General features: G+C 42.0%; 10 protein-coding genes. 7 read left to right on the top strand and 3 right to left on the bottom strand.

Annotated features, from left to right (window positions below):
- Positions 1-232 precede the first annotated feature (232 nt).
- The 5 genes from L3V37_RS11230 (at position 233) to vctC (ending at position 4,644) form a co-directional block, all read left to right on the top strand.
- Positions 233-913: a Crp/Fnr family transcriptional regulator gene (locus tag L3V37_RS11230; protein ID WP_005382613.1), complete on the top strand. Its 681-nt coding sequence runs from the start codon at positions 233-235 to the stop codon at positions 911-913.
- Between the two features lie 163 nt (positions 914-1,076).
- Positions 1,077-1,985 (top strand): siderophore ABC transporter substrate-binding protein, encoded by a 909-nt coding sequence (locus tag L3V37_RS11225; RefSeq protein WP_005376635.1) that lies wholly within the window; start codon positions 1,077-1,079, stop codon positions 1,983-1,985.
- A gap of 22 nt (positions 1,986-2,007) precedes the next feature.
- Positions 2,008-2,943 (top strand): iron chelate uptake ABC transporter permease subunit VctD, encoded by a 936-nt coding sequence (vctD, locus tag L3V37_RS11220; RefSeq protein ID WP_017820306.1) that lies wholly within the window; start codon positions 2,008-2,010, stop codon positions 2,941-2,943.
- On the top strand, positions 2,936-3,886 hold the full coding sequence (gene vctG / locus L3V37_RS11215; protein WP_005376631.1) for an iron chelate uptake ABC transporter permease subunit VctG: 951 nt from the start codon (positions 2,936-2,938) through the stop codon (positions 3,884-3,886). Before vctD ends, vctG begins: the two co-directional genes overlap by 8 nt.
- A gap of 2 nt (positions 3,887-3,888) precedes the next feature.
- The gene (gene vctC, locus L3V37_RS11210) at positions 3,889-4,644 is read left to right on the top strand and encodes an iron chelate ABC transporter ATP-binding protein VctC (protein WP_017635379.1); all 756 of its coding nucleotides are present in this window, start codon (positions 3,889-3,891) and stop codon (positions 4,642-4,644) included.
- 42 nt (positions 4,645-4,686) lie between these two features.
- Here vctC and cueR read toward each other — a convergent pair whose 3' ends face one another.
- Both cueR and L3V37_RS11200 read right to left on the bottom strand, forming a co-directional pair.
- Complete coding sequence (cueR, locus tag L3V37_RS11205; RefSeq protein ID WP_005376627.1) at positions 4,687-5,073, bottom strand: Cu(I)-responsive transcriptional regulator; 387 nt, start codon at positions 5,071-5,073, stop codon at positions 4,687-4,689.
- 87 nt (positions 5,074-5,160) lie between these two features.
- The gene (locus L3V37_RS11200; protein WP_053307613.1) at positions 5,161-6,129 is read right to left on the bottom strand and encodes a helix-turn-helix domain-containing protein; all 969 of its coding nucleotides are present in this window, start codon (positions 6,127-6,129) and stop codon (positions 5,161-5,163) included.
- A 116-nt stretch (positions 6,130-6,245) separates the two neighbouring features.
- On the opposite strand from L3V37_RS11200, the gene L3V37_RS11195 reads away from it, so the two are divergent.
- Together L3V37_RS11195 and L3V37_RS11190 are read left to right on the top strand one after the other, a co-directional pair.
- The gene (locus tag L3V37_RS11195) at positions 6,246-8,252 is read left to right on the top strand and encodes a TonB-dependent siderophore receptor (protein WP_005382608.1); all 2,007 of its coding nucleotides are present in this window, start codon (positions 6,246-6,248) and stop codon (positions 8,250-8,252) included.
- Between the two features lie 41 nt (positions 8,253-8,293).
- Positions 8,294-8,575: a DUF2218 domain-containing protein gene (locus tag L3V37_RS11190; RefSeq protein WP_005376622.1), complete on the top strand. Its 282-nt coding sequence runs from the start codon at positions 8,294-8,296 to the stop codon at positions 8,573-8,575.
- An 88-nt stretch (positions 8,576-8,663) separates the two neighbouring features.
- Here L3V37_RS11190 and L3V37_RS11185 read toward each other — a convergent pair whose 3' ends face one another.
- Positions 8,664-8,915 carry a YgjV family protein gene (locus L3V37_RS11185; RefSeq protein ID WP_005376619.1) on the bottom strand — a complete coding sequence of 84 codons (252 nt, stop codon included), beginning with the start codon at positions 8,913-8,915 and terminating at the stop codon, positions 8,664-8,666.
- Positions 8,916-9,611: the final 696 nt, after the last annotated feature.

Below are 9,611 nucleotides of genomic sequence, written 5' to 3'. Positions count from 1 at the left end.
TCAACCTCATCAACTACAGTGAGTTTAAAAGCGAGGGAGTAATCGCGCTGAGTTCTTTTAGTTGTTGATTTCATAACACTCTCCAATTTTGGGGGTGGAAAGTGTCAACCTTATTTAGGACAGTACACAGAATAGATGTAAAGCGACAGGTCACTGTCGCTTTTTTATTTGGAGTTACGGGGTACAATCCACCTTAAATAGTTGTCCGTAACTTTTTCTGAGAGAGCAGAAAATGAAAATCAGCCCTTATCCGACTGGTCGCTTCAAAACATACCTTGAAGAAAAGAGTGCCACCTTTCGCGATTTGATTTATCAATGCCAAATAAATTCGCGTTACTTTGATGCTGGGGAAGCAATTCTCCGCCAAGGTGAGCAACTTCAGTACTTGTATGTTGTGCCAGTAGGTCGAGTCTCGATGAACATATTGGCCGCAAATGGACGACGTTTTCAATTAGGGGAAGCTAACTGCGACTATCATATTTATGGTGAAATGGAGTTCTTCACTCAGACTCCTTGTCAATGGAATGTGATAGCAGATGAACATATGCAGGTTGATGTTATCTGTATCCAAAAACTAACCGAAGCACTGCAAAATCATCCCCAAATGATGGTGTTCTTCGCTTCAGCATTGGCTGAGGATTATCAAGACTCCATGGATATCTACACTAATCGTTTGTTGCATCCCATTACTTACAACATTGCCTATGATCTTCTCGTCCGTAATCAGACGGATAAGCTGCTTGGTGGTTTTGATAAAGTGAACCAAGAGGCTGAGCGGTTTGGTACCTCAGGCCGAGTCTATCGACGTGCAGTTAAGGACTTGATTGAAAAGGGATTGATTACAAAAACGGACAACGGTTTGGAGATTATTGATGAGCTGGCACTCAAAGCGTTTATTGAAGCGCATGAATGATACGCCCAGGTATTGGAACTGATGGGTTTTATAAGTCTTTGATATATCTAAGTCTTGAGTAAACGTAACTAATGTAAAGTACCTTAAATTTTGTTGAATGCATTAAAGAGTAGCGTTATATTGCGAACGCGTATGATAATAGATCTCATTAAGGCTTAACAAAATGAAAAAATTCGTCGGTGCGGCTATGCTGTCGTTATTTACTGTTTCTCCTTCTTTCGCTGCTAAAGTTGTGATTGACCACTACATGGGTCAAACAGAGCTAGAACAATCCCCAGAGCGTGTGGTTGTGATTGGCTTTGGCCCGCTAGATGCGCTGGACAACTTTGGTATCGATCCTGTTGCAGTATCTAACTCGTCTAATCTTCCTAGTTACCTTTCAAAATACAGCAAAGATAACTACACCTCTGCGGGTAGTTTGTTTGAACCTGATTTTGAAACCATCTACATGCAAAAACCGGATTTGATTTTGGTTGGTCCGCGAGCGTCTGCGAAATATGAAGAGCTGAGTGAAATTGCCCCTACAGTTGTTTTTGCGGCGAAAGAGAACCAAGGCTATTGGGAAGGCACGCAAGCGCAATGGCGCAATATTGGTAAGATCTTCAATATCGAAGAAAAAGTAGAGCAGAAAATTGAAGCGCTAGATGCTCAATTCAAAGCAATCCGTGACTACAACCAATCGAACAAAAATGATGCACTAACGATTTTAAGCATGGGTGACAACATCAGCGCGTTTGGTGCCCAGTCGCGATTTGGCGTCATTTATAACGACTTTGGCTTCTTGGAAACGGTTGAGCACGTGAAAACGGGCACTCACGGAGATGTCATTTCTTATGAGTTTATTCGTGAAGCTAACCCGAAAAATATTCTCGTGGTTGACCGAAATTCTCTGACAGGTACGCCGGATAACGATATTCGTAAATCCATGGATAACGACTTAGTCAAAGCGACCGCAGCATATAAAAATCACAAAATCACTTATTTAGATGTGGACGCGTGGTATTTGTCGATGTCTGGTGTGACAGCAACAGAAAAAATGGTCAGTGAGATAAAGCAAACCGTTGAACTGTAATCCAAGATAGCAGAGGTTAACTTTGAAGAAGTTATTGCTAACCCTTGTGGTTTTAAGCACGGTTTCGTTATTTGTTGGGGTGGCAAACATGACGCCCCAACAACTCTTTTCAGGTGATGAGAAAGCATTAGAGCTTTTCTTTACCAGCCGTATACCACGTTTATTTGCCATACTGCTTGCTGGTGCTGGCTTGAGTATTGCGGGTCTTGTCATGCAGCAAATCAGCCAGAACCGATTTGCTGCACCTTCTACAACTGGTACGATCGAATGTGCCATGTTGGGCTACGTACTGAGCGTGGTTTTCTTTGGTAATGATAATCACCTTTGGCTCGTATTCGGCATCTCGGTATTTGGGACGCTAGCGTTTGTTTTCTTTATTCAGCGCATTCAATTTAAGAGCGTGGTTTTTGTGCCTCTTGTCGGGATTATTTTCGGCAATGTCATCCAATCCATGACTACGTTTATCGCTTACAAATATGATGCACTTCAAAGTCTGAATGCTTGGACAGTCGCAAACTTCGCCAACATCTTGCGTGGTGATTTTGAACTGCTGTACATCGCGGTACCAATGGTTATCCTCAGCTATCTTTTTGCCGCAAGGATCTCTGCTGTAGGTATCGGAAAAGATTTCGCGATTAACTTGGGTTTGAATTATCAGCAGGTTGTGACGATTGGCGTGCTATTGGTGTCCATCATGTCAGCAAGTGTCGTGATGATTGTTGGCCAGTTGCCATTCTTAGGGCTGATTGTACCGAATCTCGTGAGTCACTTTTATGGCGATAACCTCAAAAAGAACATTCCGCTTACGGCCATGTATGGGGCCATTTTAGTGTTGTGTTGCGACTTGGTGAGTCGTTTAATTATTTTCCCTCATGAAATGCCAATCTCTATCGTGATCAGCATATTGGGTGGAGTGGTATTCATCGCTATGTTGTTGCGAGGTAAGCAACATGCGTGATTCAACGAAAATCCTGCTGCTAGGTGGCATTGCGATTCTTTTCGCGTGTCTGTTTATTGGTATTGGGCTAACGGCTGACAACTACCAATATTTTTTGTCTCGTAGAGTTCCTAAAGTATTGGCGATAGTGCTAGCGGGTGTGGCCATTGCTCAGTCTTCACTTGTATTTCAAACCATTACGCACAACCGAATTTTAACGCCAAGTATCATGGGTTTTGATGCGCTGTATGTGTTAACCCAAATTTTGATCGTGTTGATTTTTGGTGGGTTGAGTACCTTAGTTCTTAACTTGTACGTCAATTTCGCGATTGCAGTAATTGTAATGGTGTCGTTTTCGCTACTGCTGTTTGGGTTTTACTTTTCAAAAGGCAGCAAGAACTTGATTACGTTGCTATTGGTCGGCTTGATCTTTGGTCAGCTATTTTCCAATGCGGCGTCATTCTTTTCTTTGCTGATGGACCCAAACACATATGCAATTGTTCAGTCGAAACTGTACGCCAGTTTCAATAATGTCAAAGTGAACTTGGTTTACTTTAGTGCTCCGGCTTTGATGTTTGCATGTTGGTTGTTGTTTAGGATGCATCGCACTTTAGATGTGTTTTGGCTCGACCAAGACAATGCGAAAAGTTTGGGTGTTGATGTACCTAAAGTGACGAGAAATGTGTTTATTATCTCGGCGGTTTTGATTGCTATTTCTACGGCTTTGGTAGGGCCAATCATGTTCTTTGGTTTACTAGTGACCAACTTAAGCCGAGAAATGTTCCGAAGTTACCAACATAAAACGCTATTGGTCGGATGTTCGTTTCTATCCATCAGTTCATTACTTGCTGGGCAATGGATAATCGAAAACGTGTTCAGTTTTGAGACGACGTTGAGTGTCGTAATTAACTTTATCGGCGGTGCGTATTTCTTATACCTGCTGCTGAAAAACAAAGTTGTATAAATATGATAGTAATAGACAAATTAACGAAGGCTTTCGGTTCAAACAAAGTCGTAGACGAGGCCAATACTCAGTTTGAAAAGGGCAAGGTAACATCGATTATCGGTCCAAATGGCGCGGGAAAGAGCACGCTGTTATCTATGGCCTCGCGCTTAACGGAGCGAGATGGCGGTAGTGTTATCATTGATTGCAAGGAAATCGCGGAATGGGACACAAAAGAGCTAGCGAAAAAACTGGCAGTACTTCGCCAAGCTAACTCGATTACAATGCGGTTTACCGTAAAAGAGTTAGTCTCTTTTGGTCGTTTCCCATACTCTAAAGGAAATCTGACTAAAGAAGATCATGAGGTCATAGAACAAGCGATCGACTACTTAGATTTGCAAGATATTCAAGACAAATACTTGGATGAATTAAGTGGTGGTCAGCGACAGCTTGCATTTATTGCTATGGTGATTGCACAAGATACAGATTATGTCTTTCTTGATGAGCCTCTTAATAACTTAGATATCAAACACTCTCTTCAGATCATGAAAGTTGTGCAGCAGTTAGCCCATGACATGAATAAAGCCATGGTGGTCGTGATTCATGATATTAATTTCGCGGCGTGTTACTCAGATGTCATATTGGCGCTTAAGAAAGGCAAGGTTGTGGCGAGTGGTGCGGTTGAAGAGGTTATTCAAGCGTCTACGCTAGAGGACATCTACGAAACGCCATTTAACATCATAGAGTTAAACGGTAAGCGCATGTGTACTTATCATTAAGCGAGCTAGTTCGTTTTTAACGAGATCAATAGATAGGCGGGCTTACTTGGTGAGCTCGTCTATGATTGGGCATCGGCTCTCTGCATCTCCAGGACAAGAAGAAACCCAACCTTCAAGTTGCGTTTTGATCTCCATGAGGTGTGCAATTTTTTCTTCAACCTCTCTCAGTTTGTCCATGGTTCTTGCTTTTACTTCGCTACTTTTGCGGTTGGGGTTATGAGCAAGTTGTACGAACTCTTTGCATTCTTGCAACGAAAAGCCTGCGCTTTTTGCGCGTGATACCAAGTTAAGCTCTTGAATATGATTATCTGAATATTCGCGATAGCCAGAGTCGCTACGCGCTGGTGGAGATATGATCCCTTTGTCTTCATATAATCGAATCGACTTAGATGAAAGCCCTGTGAGCTTCGCGACAGCACCAATATTCATGTTTAACCTCCATAACGTTTAAGGCGAGTATATACCGATGTTGTGGATAAGACACTCCTAAATAACAGTCAGTTACCTAGAGTCCCCTTACTCTTTAATCACTTCATGTGGTGGCACACCAAATGCCTTTTTGAAGGCATAAGTGAAGTTAGAAGGGTGGTGGTATCCGGCTTCATAGGCGGCTTCTGTTATCGTCACTAGGCCACGTTCCAAATGTTGCCTAGCAATCTCAAGACGTCGAAAACGAATGTAGCCGTTTATGGTCATATTAAGTGATTGTTTAAATCGGCGCTGCAGGTTTGAAACACTCATTGAGAATTGGCTCGCCAACTTTTCCAAGCGTAGTTCTTGATCAAGGTGAGTTTCAATATAGCTGACAATATCCTCAATCCGACCATCAATGTGTCGTTCAATACTGCTGTTTTTAGCACTGAAATTCTTAGGAATTTGCTTGGTGGCTTGATGTAATATTTGATAGATCAAGCTTTCGACTTCTAGCTTCTCTTGGAACTCTTGCGGTGTTTCTCTATTTGTTAACGTTTCAGCCAGTTCGCATAGCGTCTGGTTAAGCTCCAACTGTTGAAACGCCTGATGAGAGTTAAAAAAGGCTCGATGGCTACAATTTTGCTCAAGGCGGGCCTCTAGCCATTGGGGCTTAACCAATATGTTGATCTTATTAATGAGGTTATCTTTGAGCAGTGAACGACGAAAATTTGCAGGTTTGAGTAAGTTCACCACTACACCCTTAGGGCCGTCGCTCGCGTCTAAATCAAATTGCAAATCGTCGTAGCCAAACGAGAGTCTACCTTCTAAAAGAATAGTGACCAGCAGTGAGGCGTGTGCAGTAGAAACAATATTCGAATCAATAAGTTCTAGACAACGCCCGCCATGAACAAAAATTTGATCATTGTACTGATATGATAGGAACTTACCTTCGGCCAGTTGAGTTTGACAAGGTTGGCCTTGCGTGACAATCCATTGTTTCTCTGTCGCCTCTAGTCTTTGGGTTAAAGCTATCTTGGCAATTTTAGTTCGTTTTGTTGTGACTTCCTGCATTTGACACTTCCTCATAACACTTGTGCGATTTCGCATAACCAAATCGCCTTTGTATTTATAAAACTCATGCTTATTATACCTGAGAATTATTATCATTAATATTTAGGAATGAAGTTATGGAAAGCCCTGCTTGTTCACCTATCAAGCTTTCAAGCCTTTGCCTTGCAGTGGGAATGGCGCTATCAACCCCTGTTTTAGCTCAAGATACTGAGTCACATTTTGAAGAGGTCGTTGTATGGGGAACGAAAGTTTCCAGCAACACTGAGTCGATGTTTGCGGACGACATGTCACTGAAGCAAGCCGATCATATGTCTGATTTACTGCGCGATATTCCCGGTGTGGATGTTGGTGGAACACACTCTGTGAATCAACGTATTACGATTCGTGGTTTGAGCGAAACCGATTTGGACATTCGTCTTGACGGTGCTTCTCAGCATGCGAGCATGTTCCATCATATTGGTAACTTGACGTTGAACCCTGACATTCTCAAATCTGCGGACATTCAGGTAGGTAATAACTCTGTGACTCAAAACGGGTTAGGCGGTTCGGTCTACTTTGAAACGAAAGACGCTCGTGACTTACTTCGTTACGATGAAAAGTTTGGTGCGCGTGTTTATGGCGGCTATGCATCCAACGACAACCAACAAGGTTCGTTGACACTGTACGGACTTTTGTCCGAAAACATTGATGCGATGGTCTATGGCCATTACGTTACGCGTGATGATTTTGAAGATGGTGATGGCAATAAAACCTATGGTGCTGCAGGTGATGTTTACAACATTCTGGCTAAGCTGGGGTATGAACTAAATGACATCCATCGTTTTGAGCTCTCTTATGACATGTACCGAGACAGTGGAGATTACAGTCCGCGTCCTGATATGTCGGGTAGTGCAAATAATAGCCTGTCGAGCAAGTTACTTATCCCTACGGATTATGACCGCGATACCGTTACCTTGAGTTACGAGTTGCGAGGCGAACAACACCAAGGAAACGTCACTCTTTATAATACCGAGACAGAAATTAAACGTGACGAAACGGTGATGGCCCCTCGTTGGCCCTCGAACCGTTTATCAAAGAACACCGCCAAAAACCAAAACTTTGGTTTGAATGGCAAATTCCAGTCAGATGTTATGTTGGGTGAGTTTGATAATCGAGTCACTTATGGCTTCGACTACATGGATAAAACGTCTTCGAGTTACTACGGTAGTCGTAAGTTTATGGACGAATCGGCGATTTCAACCGCACTGTTTGTAGAAGATCAGTTCTTCTTCTCTGATGCCTTCTTTATTACTGCAGGTATGCGCTTTGATGATTACAAACGCAAAGCTGAGACAGGAACCAGTAATTATGATGATGTGACTTGGGCTCTAGCAGCAGAATGGGCGGTGACGCAAGATTGGACGTTGTTTGCGAGTGCACGCTCTCTATTTAAAGGTCCAGAGCTAATGGAAACCTTTATTGCTTACCAAGACGTTGCATTTTTAGAGGATGGGCTAAAGCCAGAAACGGGATTGAACACGCAGGGTGGTGTTCGTTTTGATAAAACCTTTGATAAGCATTTCTTTGGGGCGAATATTACGGTATTCCAAACGGAAATTGATGATTACATTGCAGACCAGTACCAAAACGCGACTCAAACTTACCTGATTTACAACTTAGGTGATGTTGAGATTAAAGGCTTTGAAGCAAGTGCTTCTTATGGTTACGACAAGTTTAACAGCAAACTTTCTTACTCTAAGTCGGACACCAAAAACAAGAATACTGGTGGTCCTGTTGCTGGGGGCAATGGGCGTAGCATTGATATGGGTGATAGCATTGCTCTAACTTTGGATTACCAGTCAGACGCTTTAGAAACGATCTTCGGGTGGAACTCAATGTTTGTTCTAGAGGAAGACAACGTCTTTGATGGTCAGCCAAAGAAAGCAAGTTATGATGTGCATAATCTATACGCTCAATGGGTGCCGTCTGATATTGATGGGCTGTCGGTGACCTTTGGTATTGATAATGTATTTGACGAGTTGTACAGCTCTCATGCGTCTCGTTCGGGTACTGCACGTGGCTTCACGCTTGATGACTACGAGCCGGGTCGCAACTTCAAGCTCTCTGCAGCTTATCAATTCTAACAAGGTTCTTCATAGGACGTTTCAAAGTAACGAGTAAGTTCATGATTAAAGAAAGCACCCGAATAGATAGCGAACACGCTGACAAATACTTAGTGACGCTTTGTCGGCATTTTGGACGAAAAGTTCCTGCTACTTGGAATGAAAATAGCGGTTTGGTGACGTTTCCGACGGGAAAAGCGGAGTTTAACCTTTGTGCATCTAGCTTAACTATAACCTGTGAGGCGGATTCAGAAGAGAAACTGAATACGGTTAAGGCGATCATTTCATCGCATGTGGACATGTTTTCTCGTCGAGAAACATTAGCACTTAGCTGGGTTCGTTAGCGCTCGTTTAAGGATGCTGTGATAGAAAGGGAATGTTAAAAGCAAAAGCCCGCAATCTTATGATTTGCGGGCTTTTATTGTTTGAATGCTATTGCGCTTTCTCAGGCTCTAGGCTTTTTTTTTCCTGCTGCATTTTTGCTAGGAAGTAGATGTTAACGCAAGCAATAAAACCGTTAGTTAATACTACAGGCCAAGAATCAATCATTAGTCCGTAAGCGGTAAATAGCGCACAACCAATAAAGTTAAGGATACGAAGCTTAACAATATCTTTCATAGTTAGCGAAATAGCGACCATGATTGAAGCTGCATAACCTAAAATCTCAACCATATTCATGTCCATTTTTTGACCCTCTTAAAATCTGCCGAATTTTGTCGGTACCAATTCTTCTCATCTTGAGATTAATGAGGAAGCTCCATGCCTCGAATGGTCTTTTTTTGTTGTATGGACGCACTATATCAATGGAAAAACCGTGATAAAAGCCTCAAATCAAGGTTAAGAGAAGGTTAGCGATTACGCAAACGTTTAGGGCTGGAATTACTGATAATTTTACTTATTGTGTTGATTGATAATAACGATGACATTAATAGCTCAAACACCATTGAAAGTAAGGGAATATTTACATATGATTGAAAATGATAATTATTTTCAAGTGCTGTGTTTATGTATTTTATTATTAGCTTGCTCGTGTTTTTTTTGCTGTATATCAGAACAAAACCGAACTCGTGGTGTGCGGGGATTCATATCGTAAGCCACTTTTTTATCGTTGCATTTTGTCCTGCAATTTATGTTGTTCAATATTTAATCGTTACGTTTTTTTCGTCACCGATATTGATTAAGCTGTCATCACGCTCCGATGTATACAACATTCTCATTGCTTTTCTTCCATTATTGATCGCAACCGGCAGTCTGGCGTTTAGCTGAATGATTTCATCTCTCTTCTTTTCTTAAAACAACTACACTTAATCAGAATAAGGTATCAATTTCATATAATTATTCGATATCTACGCGTCAGCACATGTGTCACATTTCTGTGAC

This window comes from Vibrio sp. D54 (assembly GCF_021728075.1).
In the GTDB taxonomy this organism is placed as follows: Bacteria; Pseudomonadota; Gammaproteobacteria; order Enterobacterales; family Vibrionaceae; genus Vibrio; species Vibrio alginolyticus.
This window is presented reverse-complemented; position numbering and strand designations above follow the sequence as displayed.